This window comes from Pseudoalteromonas sp. 2CM28B, assembly GCF_023161935.1.
Map to the genome: position 1 here is coordinate 27,581 of NZ_JALNTH010000050.1, position 18,111 is coordinate 45,691.

15 protein-coding genes and 3 tRNA genes are annotated in these 18,111 nt (G+C 41.6%); 9 read left to right on the forward strand and 9 right to left on the reverse strand.

What is annotated here, in order from left to right; genetic code table 11:
* Window positions 1–2: 2 nt before the first annotated feature.
* Complete coding sequence (locus MTN96_RS33175) at window positions 3–557, reverse strand: alpha/beta hydrolase (RefSeq protein WP_248534288.1); 555 nt, start codon at window positions 555–557, stop codon at window positions 3–5.
* Window positions 558–566: 9 nt separating this feature from the next.
* Window positions 567–866, reverse strand: a complete 300-nt coding sequence (locus MTN96_RS33180) for a hypothetical protein (protein ID WP_248534290.1) — start codon at window positions 864–866, stop codon at window positions 567–569.
* 252 nt (window positions 867–1,118) lie between these two features.
* On the opposite strand from MTN96_RS33180, the gene speA reads away from it, so the two are divergent.
* Together speA and speB are read left to right on the forward strand one after the other, a co-directional pair.
* Complete coding sequence (gene speA, locus MTN96_RS33185; RefSeq protein ID WP_248444007.1) at window positions 1,119–3,032, forward strand: biosynthetic arginine decarboxylase; 1,914 nt, start codon at window positions 1,119–1,121, stop codon at window positions 3,030–3,032.
* A gap of 3 nt (window positions 3,033–3,035) precedes the next feature.
* Window positions 3,036–3,959, forward strand: a complete 924-nt coding sequence (speB, locus tag MTN96_RS33190) for an agmatinase (protein ID WP_004588858.1) — start codon at window positions 3,036–3,038, stop codon at window positions 3,957–3,959.
* Between the two features lie 53 nt (window positions 3,960–4,012).
* Here speB and MTN96_RS33195 read toward each other — a convergent pair whose 3' ends face one another.
* The 3 genes from MTN96_RS33195 to MTN96_RS33205 are packed head-to-tail and all read right to left on the reverse strand — an operon-like array spanning window position 4,013 to window position 6,539.
* Window positions 4,013–4,411, reverse strand: coding sequence for a DoxX-like family protein (locus tag MTN96_RS33195; RefSeq protein WP_248444008.1), 399 nt, complete (start codon window positions 4,409–4,411; stop codon window positions 4,013–4,015).
* The gene (locus tag MTN96_RS33200) at window positions 4,398–5,420 is read right to left on the reverse strand and encodes a M48 family metallopeptidase (protein WP_248534292.1); all 1,023 of its coding nucleotides are present in this window, start codon (window positions 5,418–5,420) and stop codon (window positions 4,398–4,400) included. The genes MTN96_RS33195 and MTN96_RS33200 overlap by 14 nt, the downstream gene beginning before the upstream one ends.
* A gap of 9 nt (window positions 5,421–5,429) precedes the next feature.
* Window positions 5,430–6,539, reverse strand: coding sequence for a YjgN family protein (locus MTN96_RS33205; protein ID WP_248534294.1), 1,110 nt, complete (start codon window positions 6,537–6,539; stop codon window positions 5,430–5,432).
* A gap of 162 nt (window positions 6,540–6,701) precedes the next feature.
* Between MTN96_RS33205 and MTN96_RS33210 the strand changes: the two genes are divergently transcribed.
* From MTN96_RS33210 to msrB, 7 genes are all read left to right on the forward strand, one after another.
* Window positions 6,702–7,433, forward strand: coding sequence for an RNA methyltransferase (locus tag MTN96_RS33210; protein WP_248444011.1), 732 nt, complete (start codon window positions 6,702–6,704; stop codon window positions 7,431–7,433).
* 67 nt (window positions 7,434–7,500) lie between these two features.
* Window positions 7,501–10,896, forward strand: coding sequence for a chromosome segregation SMC family protein (locus MTN96_RS33215; protein ID WP_248534296.1), 3,396 nt, complete (start codon window positions 7,501–7,503; stop codon window positions 10,894–10,896).
* Window positions 10,897–10,968: 72 nt separating this feature from the next.
* Window positions 10,969–11,724 (forward strand): cell division protein ZipA, encoded by a 756-nt coding sequence (gene zipA / locus MTN96_RS33220; RefSeq protein ID WP_004588864.1) that lies wholly within the window; start codon window positions 10,969–10,971, stop codon window positions 11,722–11,724.
* Between the two features lie 72 nt (window positions 11,725–11,796).
* A complete protein-coding gene (ligA, locus tag MTN96_RS33225; RefSeq protein ID WP_248534298.1) occupies window positions 11,797–13,815 on the forward strand; it encodes an NAD-dependent DNA ligase LigA in 2,019 nt (672 codons plus the stop codon).
* Window positions 13,816–13,824: 9 nt separating this feature from the next.
* Window positions 13,825–14,331 (forward strand): DUF2919 domain-containing protein, encoded by a 507-nt coding sequence (locus MTN96_RS33230; protein ID WP_248450699.1) that lies wholly within the window; start codon window positions 13,825–13,827, stop codon window positions 14,329–14,331.
* An 11-nt stretch (window positions 14,332–14,342) separates the two neighbouring features.
* Window positions 14,343–14,783 carry a hypothetical protein gene (locus tag MTN96_RS33235; RefSeq protein ID WP_248534300.1) on the forward strand — a complete coding sequence of 147 codons (441 nt, stop codon included), beginning with the start codon at window positions 14,343–14,345 and terminating at the stop codon, window positions 14,781–14,783.
* Window positions 14,784–15,124: 341 nt separating this feature from the next.
* A complete protein-coding gene (gene msrB, locus MTN96_RS33240; protein ID WP_248534303.1) occupies window positions 15,125–15,565 on the forward strand; it encodes a peptide-methionine (R)-S-oxide reductase MsrB in 441 nt (146 codons plus the stop codon).
* A 55-nt stretch (window positions 15,566–15,620) separates the two neighbouring features.
* Here the strand turns inward: msrB and MTN96_RS33245 are convergent, their stop codons facing one another.
* The 4 genes from MTN96_RS33245 to MTN96_RS33260 all read right to left on the reverse strand — a co-directional run bounded on the left by MTN96_RS33245 (window position 15,621) and on the right by MTN96_RS33260 (window position 17,983).
* On the reverse strand, window positions 15,621–17,261 hold the full coding sequence (locus tag MTN96_RS33245; protein ID WP_248534304.1) for a response regulator: 1,641 nt from the start codon (window positions 17,259–17,261) through the stop codon (window positions 15,621–15,623).
* Window positions 17,262–17,594: 333 nt separating this feature from the next.
* Window positions 17,595–17,687 (reverse strand) — tRNA-OTHER (locus MTN96_RS33250).
* A gap of 59 nt (window positions 17,688–17,746) precedes the next feature.
* Window positions 17,747–17,830, reverse strand: a tRNA-Leu gene (locus tag MTN96_RS33255).
* Between the two features lie 60 nt (window positions 17,831–17,890).
* A tRNA-OTHER gene (locus tag MTN96_RS33260) sits at window positions 17,891–17,983 on the reverse strand.
* Between the last annotated feature and the right edge of the window lie 128 nt (window positions 17,984–18,111).

Consider the following 18,111-nt stretch of genomic DNA (forward strand, 5'->3'; position numbering starts at 1 on the left):
CGTTAATCCATAAAGCGTGTTATTTGGTCGTACACGTATTGGCTTTTTAAAATGCGCACGTGCCCCAGCTCTTGTGTGGCCACAAGTGTTGCGGGTGTGTTCTCAGTTAATAATTTTATTGCCTCAAAGCTTGCCACTGAGTCATTTTTATCATGAATAAACAACATGTTTTCGTTAATTTTATCTTTAGAATGATCAGGGTGAAGGTTTTGCCAGTTAATACCATATTTGTCTGACACCTTATTAAGCATATTTTCTAGCATGAGCTCAGAAATACCCACTTGCCTGACCTTAGCAAACATGGCTTCAAATATTTGTGCAGGGGCAGAGATCATCACAATTTTTTTATTCTCTAAATAATGAGGCGCTAAGTTTAACAAAGCAACACCGCCCATAGAGTGTGTAACGACTCTATTAATTGTAATATTTTGCCCATTAAAGTACTCAAAAGCCGCTGTTAGCCCCTGCATATACCCGTATAAGTGCGAGGTATTGCCGTGCGAATAGCCATGGCCTATGTGATCAATTGAGTAAACATTAAAGCCTTTTTCAAGCAATTCATCTATTCAAGCAGTAAACCGATTAGTGCTATCGGCCCAGCCATGAGATAAAAATACCGTTTTAGTGTTTTCGGCTTGGCTAAAATAGTACAGGTTTACAGCGCCAAGCTCGGTAGTAAGTTTAATATTAATTGGCTGTATACATGTTCTAAATTCGTATTGGCGTCGGCTATGCGGGTTACAAAATACCTTCATGGCAAGGCGGGCACTGAGTTTAGGAAATGTTTTGGTCAGACCAAAAGTGGCAGCCTTTGTTATTTTAGAAAATTTAGGTGGCTTGTTTTGATTAAAATAAATTTGTTTCATGCTTATACCAAATAAGTACAGTTGTTCTATTTTATCTTAAAAAAGTACAGCTGTACTTATTTTTTTAGCCGCATAACCAGCTTGCTTTACTAAAGGCGGTTAGCTGTAAAAGCTAAGGTGTAGGTGTTTTTTCTCTCAACACTAAAAATCACTCGTTACGAGTAAAAATACTTGTTGGACTTAAAAGTCTATTTTTCTTTTAATGCGCGCAACTAGCCGAACCGGCATTCATTAAATACAAGAGAAAGATAAATGAAAGAGACAACATCACTAGAACAAGCTCGCACGAGTTACAATGTTCGTCATTGGAGCCAAGGTTTTTTTGGAATTAATGATCAAGGTGATGTGTATGTTGCGCCAAAGGCTCACGCCCCAGAGCAAACTATTGCACTTACAGATATTGCAAAACAACTTCAAGAAAAAGGCTTAAGCTTACCGGCTTTAGTGCGCTTTCCACAAATTTTACATCATCGTGTGCACAGTTTATGTGGCGCGTTTAATACCGCGATTGAAAACTATGGTTATCCAAAAGATTACCTATTAGTTTACCCAATTAAAGTAAACCAACAACGCGAAGTAGTTGAAGAAATAGTAGCAAGCCAAGCCGAATTAGAAAAAAAACAATTAGGCCTTGAGGCGGGCAGCAAACCAGAGCTATTAACTGTTTTGGCAATGGCAGAAAAAACCAGTGCAGTAATTGTATGTAATGGCTACAAAGACAAAGAGTATGTGCGCTTAGCACTGATTGGCGAAAAGCTAGGCCACAAAGTATACATAGTGCTTGAAAAACTCTCTGAGCTCGACATGGTACTTAGCCAAGCAAAAGCGCTAAATGTTAAACCACGTATTGGTATTCGCGTTCGTTTAGCATCGCAAGGCAAAGGTAAGTGGCAAGCAAGTGGCGGCGAAAAATCTAAATTTGGTTTATCAGCGTCGCAAGTTTTACATGTAGTAAATCGTTTAAAAGAGGCCGGCCAGCTTGATTTAATGCAACTTGTGCATTTTCACTTAGGCTCGCAAATGGCAAACATTCGTGATGTACGTTTAGGTGTGAGCGAAGCCGCGCGTTTTTACTGTGAGTTACGCAAATTAGGTGCAAGCATTGAGTGCTTAGATGTAGGGGGCGGTTTAGCTATTGATTACGATGGTACCCGCAGCCAATCGCATAACTCAATGAACTACAGCTTAGCTGAGTATGCAAATAATATTGTGTACACCATAGGCGATACTTGTAAGCAGTACGCGCAGCCCATGCCGACGATTATTTCTGAATCGGGGCGTGCACTAACGGCGCACCATGCAGTACTTATATCAAACGTGATAGGCACAGAAAGTTACACGCCAGAAGAGTTAGTAGCGCCTGCTGGCGATGCACCGCTTTTATTAAATAATATGTGGGCATCTTTTGTGCAGTTAACCGATTTAACGGATGACCGCGCACTGATTGAAATTTACCACGACAGCCAAGGGGATTTAGCAGAGGCGCATAACCAGTTTGCACTTGGGCTTTTAGATTTAACGCAGCGTGCGTGGGCAGAGCAAGTTAACTTACGTATTTGTTATGAGCTTAACAAACACATGGATAACAAAAACCGTTTTCATCGCCCGATTATTGACGAGTTGAACGCACGTTTAGCCGATAAATTTTTTGTAAACTTTTCGCTTTTTCAATCATTGCCTGATGCGTGGGGGATTGATCAAGTGTTTCCGGTATTGCCATTAAGTGGCTTAACCGAAGCACCAAAAAAACGTGCTGTATTACTTGATATTACCTGTGATTCAGACGGCGCGCTTGAGCACTATGTTGATGGCCAAGGCATTGAAAGCACATTACCCGTGCCTGAGTACAGTGCTGATAAACCTTACTTAATGGGCTTTTTCTTAGTGGGTGCGTACCAAGAAATTTTAGGTGATATGCACAATTTATTTGGCGATACGCACAGCGCCATTATCAATATGGATGAGCAAGGCGTTGCCAGTATTAGTGAAATAAACCAAGGTGATACCGTAGCCGATATGATGCGTTATGTACATTTAGATGTTGAGAGCTTTCAACATTCGTACGCACAGTTAGTGGCTGCAAAAATAGATAAAAATGAACAGCAAAGCGTTTTAGACGAGTTGCAAAGCGGCCTTAATGGCTACACTTATTTAGAAGAGTTATAAGCAATGTCTAGCTTATTTGGTCATGTTGACCACTCATTGTATTCAAATGGGATGACGTTTTTACGTCGTCCTATGGTGCAAAACATTAATGCCATTGATGCAGATGTCGTTGTACTAGGCTTACCCTTTGATTTAGCAACATCGGGCCGCCCCGGTGCACGCTTAGGACCCGATGCCATTCGCCGTGCGTCGGTACATTTAGCCTGGGAAGATACTAAATACCCGTGGACATTTCCTTTGTTTGAGCGTTTAACGGTTGCTGATGCGGGGGACTTTACTTATCCGGTAGGCGATCCTGAATATTTTACGGCACAGCTAGAAATGGCTGCAGAGCAAATACTTCGCCAAGGGGCAACGCTGTTAGGACTTGGTGGCGATCACTTTGTAACGCTTCCGCTATTGCGCGCGCATGCAAAGATACATGGCAAAATGGCACTGGTTCACTTTGATGCGCACACTGATACATACAGCAATGGCTCGCGCTTTGATCACGGCACTATGTTTTATCATGCACCCATGGAAGGGCTGATTGATGTAGAGCACAGTATCCAAATTGGTATTCGTACCGACTTTGACCAATCAAAGCATGAGTTTGCAGTGATTGATGCAATGCAAGCTAACGATTTGCACGCTAATGAAATAGCAGCGCAAGTACGCGAGCGAGTAGGCGACTTACCCGTTTACTTAACATTTGATATAGATTGCTTAGACCCTGCATTTGCACCAGGTACAGGCACACCTGTATGCGGTGGTTTAACATCAGATAAAGTGCTTAAAATACTGCGCGCACTCAAAGGCATAAATATGGTGGGTATGGATGTGGTAGAAGTATCACCTTCGTACGACCAAAGTGAGCTTACCGCGATTGCTGCAGCAACAATTGCCAGTGAATTATTGCACCTGTGGACACATAAAAATAAGTACTAACGCTATAAGTTAAGCACTACAAAAAAGGTATGCGCAGGCATACCTTTTTTATTTTAGAGGTGTCGATTATTTTGCAGCTTAATTTCTTTTAACCAAATAAAACTTAACCCAATCAGCGGCAGGTTAGTGGTTACTGGGTTAAATGCTTCAATGAGTAATGGTGGCTGCATTACTACAACCGCGAACAAAAGCCCTACAAGCGCTAAAATATTTAAAATAACGATGTGCTTATTTTTATAAAACACTAATAAGCATAACCCAAATATAATTTCGCCAATACCCGCCGAACGTGTAATTAAGTAAGACACTTCTGCTGAAAAACCCGCACTACCAGTCATTAGTTTTTCAAGCGGGGCAATATGATAAAGCTTTGGAAAAAAGCCGTGGTATACCCAACTCAGCCCCACAATATAGCGAGCAATTTGTATATAACCGGGGTTATTTCCTCGCATTGTCTATTCGCTCTTGTGCGCTTGGGTGGCTAGATAAATATTCGAGCAAATTATTTACCTTTTCAAGGTGTTCGTTTTCGCTGGTATGCGCGCCTTGTAATGCTTCAATGGCATCGGCAAAGTCGTTGCTTGAATACCCTAAGTTTTCAAGTTGAATGAGTGCATAGCTATCTGCCTCGCGCTCCATATCACGAGAAAACCCTTGCTGTGCAAAAGATGCCCCCGTACCTAGTACCACTTCTGCTATGCCTTCTAAATCACCAAATATAACTGCAAGTACAATGGTACTGGCTGCCGATTGCGCAGTCATGCGTACGCTATGCTGGTGGACTACGTGGCCAATTTCGTGAAGTAATACGGCTTTTAATGCGTTGGGCTTATCGGCTAATAAATTTGCTAACTCATCGGTTACGACAATACGTCCATGGGGCATTGCAAACGCATTCGCTCCAAAGGCCTCTGATTTATAAAACGATAACCTATAAACCGATGGCTCAAGCGAGAGCGCATTAAGCATGGTATTAAAATGTTGTTGTACTTTAGTTTGTTGCTCATTAGGCAGCTCACTGTCATCAAGCGCGAGCTTTTCAATTAGGGTAAAGCTTTGTTCACCCATTTGCTCTACTACACTGCGCGGCAGGGTATCAACACTGTAAACAGCAATAGCGGGCACAACTTTATAAAGCATTAGCCACATAAAAAGCGGTGTAAAAATAACGGCCGCGATAATAGCCCATTTACTTTTTTCAAGGCGCTCTAGTAGGTCATGCTTATTTGCTTTAAAAGGCCAGCGATAATTTACATCAGTAGGAATAAAGCGGCTGCCATCATTAAAATTTAGTTCATCAGCAAGCCCAGCTAGACCAGAAGTGAGTGTTATATCGCTTATTGCATGGCTTGAAATAAGCTGGTCATCGTAGCTAATCTCAACACAGGTGTCGCTAATGTTAGCGACACCTTGCTGGTAATTGCTTGATGCTTTGGGGAAGTAATGTCCCTGTACGTGCATAATAAGCTCTTAGGTTAGCGATAGGTCAATATCAAATACATTGGCTGCTTCTTCAGCAAACGATGACTGCTCTTGCTGCGCGGTATCCACTAAATTTAGCGCACTTGGGTAAATATTAACGGTTGTAACCTCGGCAAGCATTCTCGATGTACGCACTTTGGTCCACGGGTAGGCAAGCCCTAAAGAAAACACAATGGCCAGCATATTGGTTAATAGTAATATGGCAAAAGGAATAGGCTTAAGCTCTGATTTAAATGATGCTACGTCTTCAAATTGACTGTTATCAAAAATATGGTTACGAATAGCCGCAGCCCACACAGCGGTTACTATCGCAATCATAAATACGTAAGCAACCATTAATCCACCAAACATAATGCCCATTTTGGCTGGATCTTGTGCAGCTTGTTGGTTTTCTACATTCATTAAATCAAGCCCAAATAAGCCTAATACAGCCATAAATATCACCATAGTGATAGAGCTCACCACAAAGCAAATAAGGGCGGTTAAGTAGTAGGTTTCACCTTTAAGGTTTACGGTTAATGGCGTGTCACCGTAGCTAATATTGCTATGTATGTATGTGTCGATACGTTTTAAAACATACGGCATTAATAAATAAAGGGTAAAAATACTGGCAATAGGTAAAAGAATAAAGTTAATGAAGGCTTCGCCGTAATCGCCTTTAAATGCAAAGCGTACATTTCGATGACGGGACATACGCATATTAAAGCGCAGACCTTGGTTAATAATCCACGGCATTAAAAAGATAAAAGCAACCGCAAATAATAAGCCTACAAGAGGAAAAAAGCTGCTACCAAAGGAGTAAATTAAAAATACAATAACCGCTAAAATACGGCCTTTTAAAATTTGCATAGGGGTGGCTAAGTAGTCAAAGCTGTGTCCGTCAATGCGGGTGTGGCCATAAAAGTATCGCATTGTGCGCACTTTTGCCCAAGCCGAGTAAATACCTAAAGTAAGTACGCTCAGTAAAATATTGACTATCCAAATACCAAAAAACTCACCGCCTTTACCGCTAAACTGTACTTTACCGCTAAAAATAGGGGCAGCAGGTTCATTTACTGCAGGGGTGGTTTCTGGGGGAGTAGGGTGTATTGATTCCATTAAAATTATATCCATGTTGTTTTTTTGTTAATTTACCTAAATTTGGTGCAAAGCTCAATCTTTAAAAGCCTTACAGCCTATAATGGCGCTGCTTTTAATATATGTGGTGCTGCACTTTAAATCATCTCTGGTATACTAGGGCGATAATTTTATGGGGCTGTTATGATTTCAAAAAACCAACTCAAGCTTATTCGCCAACTTGGCCAAAAAAAGTACCGAAAGCAATATAATCAATACCTTGTACAAGGTGAAAAAAACGTACTTGAGTTGTTAAACAGCCCATTAAAGGCGGTTGATATATTTGCAACACAGGCGTTTATAAACACTCACCAAAACCAGTTTCCACATGTAGATTTTACGCCAGCAGAAGAAGAGTCGCTGACTAAAGCCAGTACCTTAGTGAGTAATAACGCGGCCATTGCAGTGGTTGATATGCCAAAGGCTGATTTACCTAATAATACCGGCTTAATATTGGCGCTTGATGGAGTTTCTGATCCGGGCAATTTAGGCACTATTATCAGAGTTGCCGACTGGTATGGCATTAAACATATAGTAACAAGTACCGACAGCGCCGATGCTTACAACCCTAAAACAATTAGCGCTACCATGGGCTCATTTGTCAGAGTATCGGTAAGCCAAGTAGAGCTACCTGAATACTTACAAACATTAAATATGCCTATCTATGGGGCATTTTTAGATGGGCAAAGCGTACATACAACGGACCTTAGCGCAAAGGGTGTATTGCTTATGGGCAGTGAATCGCATGGCATACGCGAGCAGTGTGCAAAATTAGTAAGCGACAAAATAACCATACCGGCTTTTGGTGAGGCAGAGTCACTTAATGTGGCAATGGCTACAGGTATTATTTTAGATAACTTTAAACGCCAAGCTTAACTTTTTAACTGTTTATGAGTTAAATTGTTTGTAAGTAATAACAATAATAATCGGTAATAACAATAAGATGCGCTTAAGCACTATTAAATTAGCGGGCTTTAAATCGTTTGTAGAGCCCACTAAAATTCCATTTCCTGATCAAATGACGTGTGTTGTTGGGCCTAACGGCTGTGGCAAATCAAACGTGATTGACGCTGTGCGATGGGTGCTTGGTGAAAGCTCAGCTAAAAACTTACGTGGCGATGCCATGACCGATGTTATTTTTAATGGCTCAACTAATCGTAAACCTATCTCGCAAGCCTCAGTAGAGCTTATTTTTGATAACACCCAAGGTGATTTACCTAATACATTTGCCGACAGAAACCAAATAGCAATTAAGCGTTTAGTAACACGCGATGGCCAATCGCTGTACTTTTTAAATGGGAGCAAATGCCGTAAGCGCGATATTACCGATATATTTTTAGGCACCGGGCTTGGCCCGCGTAGTTACGCAATTATAGAGCAAGGGATGATCTCGCGTTTAATCGAGAGCAAACCTCAAGAGCTGCGCGTATTTTTAGAAGAAGCCGCGGGTGTGTCTAAATACAAAGAACGCCGCCGCGAAACGCAAACCCGAATTAAAAGTACCCGCGAAAACCTTGAGCGTTTACTTGATGTGCGCAAAGAATTACAAGCGCAACTAGATAAACTGGCTGTGCAGTCGGTTGATGCGAAAAAATACCGCGATTTAAAAGCGCAAGAGCGTACCTTAAAAGGCCAAGTGGCTGTATTAAAATGGCAAAAGCTGCATCAACAACAGATTGAAAAAAGTGAGCAAATCAAAAAGCTTAATGAGCAAATCGCCTTTTTTAAAACGGCCCATTCAGGCCACGACGATGTGCTTGCAAGCCTAGAGGCTCAAGTAAATGCAGAGCAAGATGCGCTTAACGATGCGCAGCATCAGCAACACGTTACCCACACAGAGTTGACCCGCGCCGAACAACAACACATTAATATTAAACAGCAAACGCAAACCCTTAAACAAAGTGTGGTTAAGCTTGAGCAGCGAAAGCTGCAAAGTGAAGCGCTAAAAACACAGCAGCAAAATGTGTGTGAGCAGTTAGCAGTGAGCCACCAAGAGATAAGCGAGTACAGTTTAGAGTGCAGCGAACAAGTTGAAGAGCTTACCCTTACACTTGCAGATTTAGCTGATGAAAAAAATAAGCACACAGCCGCATGGCAAAGCCTTAATCAACAACAGCACGCGCTTAATAATAAAGTACAGGCGCAGCAAAGTAGTGTTAAGCAAACAGAGCAAGCCTTAACCCATGTAAACACACAGCTAAGCCAACTAAATAGCCAAATTGACGATATTAAAAGTAGCCAATTAGAGCAGCAACTAGCCGAGCAACAAAAATACAAACAAACCCTTACTCAAGAGCTTGCCAGTAAGCAAACGGCGCAAACACACTGCACCGCAGCGCTTAAAGAGCAAACCGATTTAGTAAATGACGCTGAGCAACAGCATCAGCAAAGCTTACAGCACGTTAATGAGCTAAAAGCTCGCATTGCTGGGCTTAAAAGCAGTTTAGGGATTGAAGATGACAATAAGCAGCACACTTTATTTAATCAATTACAAGTAAAGCAAGGGTTTGAACATATAGTTGAACAGGCACTGCAAACGCTTGAGCACCTAAACGTAGCTGATGTGCAAAGCAACAATAGTGTGTGGCCGCATAAAAGTGAAATACCAGTCAATAGCGTTGCGGCGTTGATTACTGAGGGTGTTTATCCAGATTTACTGACCCGCATTGCGTACAGTGAAAACGCTGAACTCGCTGCGTTAAATGATACGTTTTATATTGCGGTTATGGATAAAAGCGGTGCTTTACATGCTCGAAACTGGCACCGTAGCGCAGACAAAAACGCCGAAAACTCACAACTTTTAAAACACACACAGTTAAAGCAAAAAACAGCGAGCTTAGTAGAGGCCGAAAATACCCTTGCAAGGGATTTTGAGAATCTTAATGCGCTAAAAACACAGCAGCAAAAGTTAAGTGATGAGTTAGCGGTACTTAAAAGCGCAATTCATCAATTAGCACAAAACATTGCCGTGGCCACTACGCGCAGCGACATGTTAAAAGAGCAAGTAGCACAATTTTTACAGCAACTAGAAAAGTACCAGCAACAAAAGCGTGCATTAACCACTGAGCAATCACAATTATTAAAAACGCGCGATGAGCACAACACTGCGCTTGAAGCGTTACATCAACAGCAACGTAATTTAGCTGACGAACTGGCAAGCGCCGACGCTGCTTGCACACGCAGTAATACTGCATACAGCCAAGCTGCAGCTACACTTGAGCAATATAAAACACAAGCGCATCAAGCCACGTTAAAAGAGCAAAAAGCACACAGTGAGTGGCAGCTTAGTCAAACAAAGCTTAATCATGCTGAGCAAGAACTCATGAGTGCGCAAGAAGAAGCGCAAGAGCTGCAATCGCAAATGGAAGCGTTGCTAATACCCGAGCAAGAGCTCACTGAGCAAATAGCACAGCTTTTAATAAAACATCAGCAGGGCGAAGCTAGCTTGGTCGCGTTACAAAAAAAGCTTAACGAGGCAAAGCAAACACTTATAAGTAAACAAGCCAGCCTTAAGCACTCTCAAGGTGAGCTGACAGGTTTGCAAGAACAACATCAAAAGCTAAGCATTGAAGAGCAAAGCCTAATTATAAAAGCGCAGGCAGCACTTGAGCCGCTTGAAGAATTAAAGCAAAGTTTAAAAAGTGTTTTAGATACACTACCTGATTCACTGAGTTTAAATGCAGCGCAAAATCAGATCAGTGGGCTTGTGCATCAATTAGATAAGCTAGGTCCAGTTAATTTAGCCGCAATAGATGAGTTTGAACAAGCTAAAGAGCGCAGTGATTATCTGAATAATCAACTTGAAGATTTAACCAAAGCGCTAAATACGCTTGAAGGGGCGATTCGTAAAATTGACAGCGAAACCAAAACACGCTTTAAAGCTACCTTCGATCAAGTGAACAACGACTTTGCCGAGCTATTTCCAAAAGTATTTGGCGGTGGTAGCGCGTATTTAGAATTAACCAGTGACGATTTACTCGAAAGTGGTGTTAGTATAATGGCACAGCCGCCAGGCAAGAAAAATTCGACAATTCATCTGTTAAGTGGTGGAGAAAAAGCGCTGAGCGCATTATCATTGGTGTTTTCTATATTCAGGCTCAATCCAGCTCCATTCTGTATGCTGGATGAAGTAGATGCGCCGCTTGATGATGCTAACGTGGTACGTTTTTGCCGTTTGGTTGAAGAAATGTCACAATCGGTGCAGTTTATTTATATTAGTCATAATAAAATTGCGATGGAAATGGCAGGGCGTTTAACTGGCGTTACTATGGCAGAGCCAGGCGTATCACGCATGGTAGCAGTAGATATAGAACAAGCAGTGCAACTTGCACACACATAACAGTTTATTTTAAGCGTATTAGTGTTAATTAATACACGGGTTTAGGCATAACAAATAATAAAAGGTGAGGGGATGGCCGAAGAACTAAGATTGGTTTTAATTGTGATCAGTGTACTTGTCATAGGTGGCTTATTAGTACATGGTTTATGGTCAGTTAGAAAAAAAGACAGCCCAGAGGTAGCGCCTTCAGAGCGGGTTGAACCAATGCAAGATACACCTTCGCATACACCAGTTGAACCTAAAGAGCCGGTTGTTGCCCAGCGAGATGAGCCGCAATTTGGTGAGCTAAACTTTGATGCAAACGAGCCGCAAATAGATACTAGCGTGGCGCAAACACCCATTGAAGACGACCTGCAAGTAGTTCAAGAGCCAGAGCTAGAACCAGAGCCAGAGAGCGAAAAAGAAGCGCCAGCAGATGTGTCTGACTTTGTTATTGTGCATATTCAAATGCCTGAGGGACTAAGCATGCAAGGCAGTAAGTTATTGCCTGCAGTAAATACCTTAGGATTTAAATATTCAGAAGAAGGCTTTTTTAATCGCCACATAGACCCTGCAGGGCAAGGTCCAGTGTTATTTAGATTAGTAAATATGTATAACCCAGGTACGTTTGATATTGATAATATGGAACAGTTTAGCACCGCAGGGGTTAGCTTATTTATGACTTTACCTTGTGAAGGCGACGGGCTAGCTGCTTTTAATATGTTACATAGCGCAGCTAAGAAAATTGCCGATGAATTTGGTGCACAAATTTTAGATGCCGAGCGTGAAGAAATGACCGTTGAGCGCGTTCGTCAATATGTTGAGCAGGTTCGTGCATTTTCTGCGTAATTTATACGCACACATTATTTTTATTAAGCCACTTACCTAAAAGTGGCTTTTTTTATGTTTTTTGAGGTTTAAATGTCTAGCAGCATTAGTGAGCAAATTAATCATCTTCGTAGTACGTTAGAGCAACACAACTACAATTATTATGTCCTTGATACACCCAGTATTCCTGATGCAGAATACGATAGACTATTGCGCGAGTTAAGCGCCCTTGAAAGAGAAAACCCAGAATTTTTAACGCCAGACTCACCCACTCAAAAGGTAGGAGGCGCTGCGCTGAGTAAATTTGAACAAGTTGCTCACCAAGTGCCTATGCTATCGCTTGATAACGCCTTTAGTGAAGAAGAATTTAGCGCCTTTAACCGCCGTATTAAAGAGCGTTTAATGAGCCAAGATGAGCTCACTTTTTGTTGTGAGCCTAAGTTAGATGGCTTGGCTGTGTCGATTATTTACCGTGACGGCGTGCTTGTGCAGGCCGCAACTCGTGGCGATGGTTTTACTGGCGAGAATATTACACAAAATGTAAAAACAATCCGTAACGTGCCCCTTAAGCTGCGTGGCGATTACCCCGCAGAGCTTGAAGTACGTGGCGAAGTATTTATGGATAGCGCAGGGTTTGAAAAACTAAACAGCGAAGCCGAAAAACGTGGCGAAAAAGTATTTGTAAATCCTCGAAATGCAGCCGCAGGTAGCCTACGCCAACTTGATTCAAAAATCACCGCTAAGCGCCCGCTAATGTTTTATGCGTATAGCACTGGGCTGGTGGCCGATGGCTCAATCCCTGAGGATCACTACCAACAATTGGCAAAATTAACCGATTGGGGTTTACCGCTGTGCCCAGAAACAAAGTTAGTTGAAGGCACGCAAGCGGCTTTAGATTACTACAGTGATATTTTAACGCGCAGAAGCGAGCTTAAATATGAAATTGATGGTGTAGTAATTAAAATAAACCAAAAAGCCTTACAAGAGCGTTTAGGGTTTGTTGCACGTGCGCCGCGCTGGGCAATTGCTTATAAGTTTCCTGCGCAAGAAGAAATAACCCAGTTACTTGATGTAGAATTTCAGGTTGGCCGCACAGGCGCTATAACGCCGGTTGCGCGTTTAGAGCCTGTATTTGTAGGCGGAGTTACGGTATCAAACGCAACGCTGCACAATGGCGATGAAATAGCCCGTTTAGGCGTAAAGGTAGGCGATACAGTAATTATACGCCGCGCCGGCGATGTTATTCCGCAAATTACACAAGTAGTACTTGAGCGCCGCCCAGATGATGCACGCGACATTGTATTTCCTGCCAGTTGCCCCATTTGTGACTCACACGTTGAAAAAGTAGAAGGCGAGGCCGTGGCTCGTTGTACCGGTGGCTTAGTGTGCCAAGCTCAGCGTAAACAAGCGATTAAGCATTTCGCATCACGCAAAGCGCTTGATATAGATGGCTTAGGCGACAAAATAGTTGATCAGCTGGTTGATAGAGAGCTGGTTAAAACCCCCGCAGATTTATTTATATTAAAACAAGGTCACTTTGAGTCACTTGAGCGTATGGGCCCTAAGTCGGCTAAAAACTTAGTCGATGCGCTTGAAACTGCAAAAACAACTACGCTTGCAAAGTTTTTATATTCGCTGGGTATTCGTGAGGTTGGCGAGGCCACAGCGCAAAACTTAGCAAATCATTTTTTAACACTTGAAAAGGTAACCCAGGCAAGTATTGAAAGCCTTACACAAGTGAGCGATGTAGGGGTTATTGTAGCAACTCATGTTCGTGGCTTTTTTGATGAGCAACATAATGTAGATGTGGTTAATGCTTTAATTGAACAAGGCATTAATTGGCCAGCGCTAACGCCGCCTTCAGAGGATGAGCAACCCTTAGCTGGGCTAACCTATGTATTAACTGGCACTCTTAATACTTTAAACCGAAACGATGCTAAAGCACGCTTACAACAGTTAGGTGCAAAAGTAGCCGGTAGTGTGTCGGCTAAAACAGATGCATTGGTGGCGGGCGAAAAAGCCGGCTCTAAATTAACTAAAGCACAAGATTTAGGCATAGACATACTTAGCGAAGATGACTTAATTGCACTGTTTGATAAGTACAATGCTTAGGGTAATAAAATGAGCCGATATGGACCCGAGTACTGGGATAAATACGGAAGCTACCGTACGCCGATTGCATTTCATCTAAGTTTATTGGTGTTACTACGTGCGTATTTTATTTGGGTTATAGCGGCGCTGAGTCGTCGCCCTGAGCTTGATTTAATGTCGTTATTTTTTAAATCTAAAAACGATTTTTTTATCGCAATTTCGATTGGCGCTATTGCGATAGTGCCCACTTTTTTATTTTGCTTAAGACGACCGCGCGACTCTCATAAGCAAAGTGCGCGTTTAGCGATGGTGTGGCGCTACATGCGCTGGCCGTTACTTGTGTGTGCAATAACCGACTTAAGCTGGTTAACAATACAAGCTGCACATAGTCATTACAGGTTTTCACTGTTTTTAGCTGTGCAAATGGTGATTGTGTTTTGGGTAATGTGGTACTTGGCAAAGAGTCGTTATTTGCAGGTGTTTTTTAACGATTGGCCAGAGCCTACTGAAAAAGCAGATGATAAAAACGCTAAATAAAAGGGAGCTAAATGGATAACATTAATAAAAAAATTGCCATTGTAATGCTTGGTATTGGCATTATTTTAGGCGCTTTGGTGTTGTTTACATCGCTAACTGATCATATTTGGTTTTCTGCCGTAATAGGATTATGGTTATTTGTGTTTTGTTCGTGTTGTTACAGGCTGACACCCGCCTTTAAAAAGCGCAATACGCTTGATAATTTTATTCAGCGCGATGCACAGCACTTAATGTTATTTAGCTTGGCAGGTTTCTTTGATAAAAAATTTGGCCCGCAATGGCTTGTTATTGGCAACATTGAACATATAGAAAGTAAGAACGATGAGCTTATTATTCATAGCAATAACGAGCGACAATTTAGTGTAAGTTTACCCGCACAAAAAAATGACATAGACGCCTTCATGAAGCGCATACTTTCAGATCACGAAAAGCAAACTATTCGCTTTAGTTAGGGGCTGTTGAACTTTGCGGATTAAAGTTTGTTCAAACTAGGGGCTATTTAATCGCGGCGCGAAGTTTGTAACCTAGTGGGCTAAGTAAAAGCTGAGCAAAGCTTCCGCGTCCTGCTCACGCCCTTTACCTACATCCATGTAGGCAACAAAGAGTAAATAGCCCCTAGGAAGAACCCGTTGGGCAGCGCCTGTTTGGCATTAATACTACGTTATCGCCCAATTATGGGGAATAACCACACTGCATAGGCTCTGTCTTGCCTAAATACTAAACAGACTGCTGCAAATTTAACCTTAAAAGATCAACAGACCCTAATCACTTATTAATACCGAAGGAGGCTATTATGCTTACTTGGAATGATGTTATAAATTTTGCCAATAATGGCAATCCTACGCCACGCGAAAAGGTTGTAAAAACAGACGCGCAATGGCAGGCAATGCTAAGTGATGAGCAATATTATGTGACACGTAAAAAGGGCACAGAACGCCCTCACAGCTCACAAAGTTGCACATTACTAGAACCGGGTAAATACGCGTGTGTATGCTGCGATAATTTACTTTTTGATGCCGATGAAAAGTTTGATAGCGGCACAGGCTGGCCATCATTTACGCAGCCTGCAACTGTCGATGCAATTGGTTATGTGAACGATTTAAGCCATGGTATGCAGCGCGTTGAAGCGGTGTGTAATGTGTGTGATGCACACTTAGGGCATATTTTTCCTGATGGGCCAGCACCGTCGGGTTTGCGCTATTGTGTAAATGCCGCTGCAATGAAAAAGCTTTAATTATATAGTTAGCCTTCAATCAAGATAAAACAGCTATTTTAGCCGCTAGTTAGCGCTAGGGGGATTGAATATCGAGTTTCATTTCTTTTGCCATATGCAAAATCTTATCTAATCGCTGCGACTGATCTGGCTGCAGTGTAGAGTTACTCAAAAGGGCGTAACACTTTTTAGCAATAACCAAGTTAAAAGTGCCGCCTTTTTGTTTTGTCGAATCAAACAAACACTGTAATAAATTAAGCGCAATGCTTGGGTTACGCGGCATTACTCTAAATGCTTGCGTAAACGCCTCTAGCGCCGTATTTAATTGCCCTCTATTAAATTGAGTTACTGCATGGTTGTTAAGCTCTTTAGGGCCCATTTTAATATCGCGACGCTCACTTTGCTGCTGTTGAATGTAACGCAGGTAAGTTGTATCACTCATATTGGGGTGGCGCTCACAATGGCTAATTATTTGGCTAAATAATGTTTGTGCTTTTTGATGAAAACCCAGCTCGTGAAACGCTTTTGCTTTATCAAGCGCCCCATCTACAGAGCGTATTAACGTATCGTCATCGTCGAGTTGCTCTATCAAGCGCTTGGCTTTTTGGTGCTCGTCTTTTAAATAGTGCAAACGCGCATTAAGTACATCAATTTGAGATTGGTTTGCGTTGTTAGGAAACTGCTTTTTTAAATCATTTATGTATTTATTAGTCTGACGCGAAATACGTTGTATTTGGTCTGTTTGATCTGTGGTTAAAGCAAAGTCTATACCGGCACGGGCAGCATTGAGATAGATGTCGGGGCTGTCATGAATAGAATGACGCGCATAGCTGGCTATGTCTTTTTGGGTTAAATAGCTTTTTTCGTAATCGTGGTTTATTAACGAAACATTGCTTAACGATTTTTGTCTTTGAATATTACGTGGCGCAATATCGACTGCTTGGCTTAAAAAATCTTGCGCCAATTCAAATTGGTTTAGTTTTATTTCTAATCGGCCGAGTAAATCCAGTGCAACTAAACGTGTTTCATGGCGTTCAAGCATGGTTTTTAACATGCGCTGAGCAAGAATATGCTCATTATTAGCAATCAGCGCTTCTACTAAACCAACTTTGGCCCAGGCAAATTTTTGTATGTCTAGCACCGAGGTAAAAAAGTCTTTAGCTTCCTCACTGCGGTTTAGCCTAAGCAATGCATCTCCTTTTAAGCGAAGGAGGATAGGGCTGTATATATTGTTTTTTTTATTTAAAGCGGCATCGATTACTTTTATTGCTTTAGAGTCGTTGCCATCATCTACTAATGTATAAATGCTCTGAAGCTCATTTTTACGTTTTAGAATACGCTCAATCCGCGTTTTTAACTCTTGTACCGTAAATGGCTTTACCAAAAAGTCGTCGGGTTGAAGCTCTAAAACGCTATGCACTAGCGCACCACTGGTTTCTGCAGAAATAAAAATAAACGCGGTGGAGTTTTTTATCAGTTGCTTAACACGGAGTTCTTCGTAGAGTTGGTAGCCGTCTTGGTGTTTGCTTAAATTAAATGAACATACAATTAAATCAAATTGCTCAACCAAACATTGCTCTTTTGCTGCAATTGCATGGTCGGCAAAGTGCAATTGCCGAAAGCCAAGCCTTTCTAGCGACTGTTTCATATAGCTTTGAGCGAGGGGCTGCTCTTCCACTATCAGTATTTTGGCTTTGGCGTAGATCTTAGTTGGCATTGGCTTACATGTTGTTTAATTTATCACAGACTATAATCAACAGTTTAGCTGCTTACAAGGGAATTTAACTATTAGCCGAGGTTATTAGAAGATTAAGTTATTTTCATACGTTTAGATGGCTTCATATTATCCTTGCCTTAGCGTTTTAAAATCAATGTTTAATTAATAGGTAAAAAGATGCTCTAAATGAGCGATTAACTATATGTTTGCTCATGGCGCAGTTTATAACCCATATAGAACTTTACATGTTACAGATTAATCGTTTTGCAAAAGACAAATTAAGAGTGATATTTTTGGAAGTTTTTAACTTAGGTATTTTGAAGTGTTTATATGTGGTGGGTGATACTGGACTGAACCAGCGACCCTCGCCATTATTTGTAAAGGGCGGCGATGCTTTCTTTTTTGTTACAACTGGATTAATTACCCAAATAGGATTTTATAATAATTATTAAGAAGAGTTTAGATGCTTTAGAAGTGTTTATATGTGGTGGGTGATACTGGACTTGAACCAGTGACCCTCGCCTTGTAAGGGCGATGCTCTCTTTTTCTTACAACTGGATTAATTACCCAAATAGGATTTTTATAATAATTATTCAGAGGAGTTTAGATGCTTTAGAAGTGTTTATATGTGGTGGGTGATACTGGACTGAACCAGCGACCCTCGCCATTATTTGTAAAGGGCGGCGATGCTTTCTTTTTTGTTACAACTGGATTAATTACCCAAATAGGATTTTATAATAATTATTAAGAAGAGTTTAGATGCTTTAGAAGTGTTTATATGTGGTGGGTGATACTGGACTTGAACCAGTGACCCTCGCCTTGTAAGGGCGATGCTCTCCCAACTGAGCTA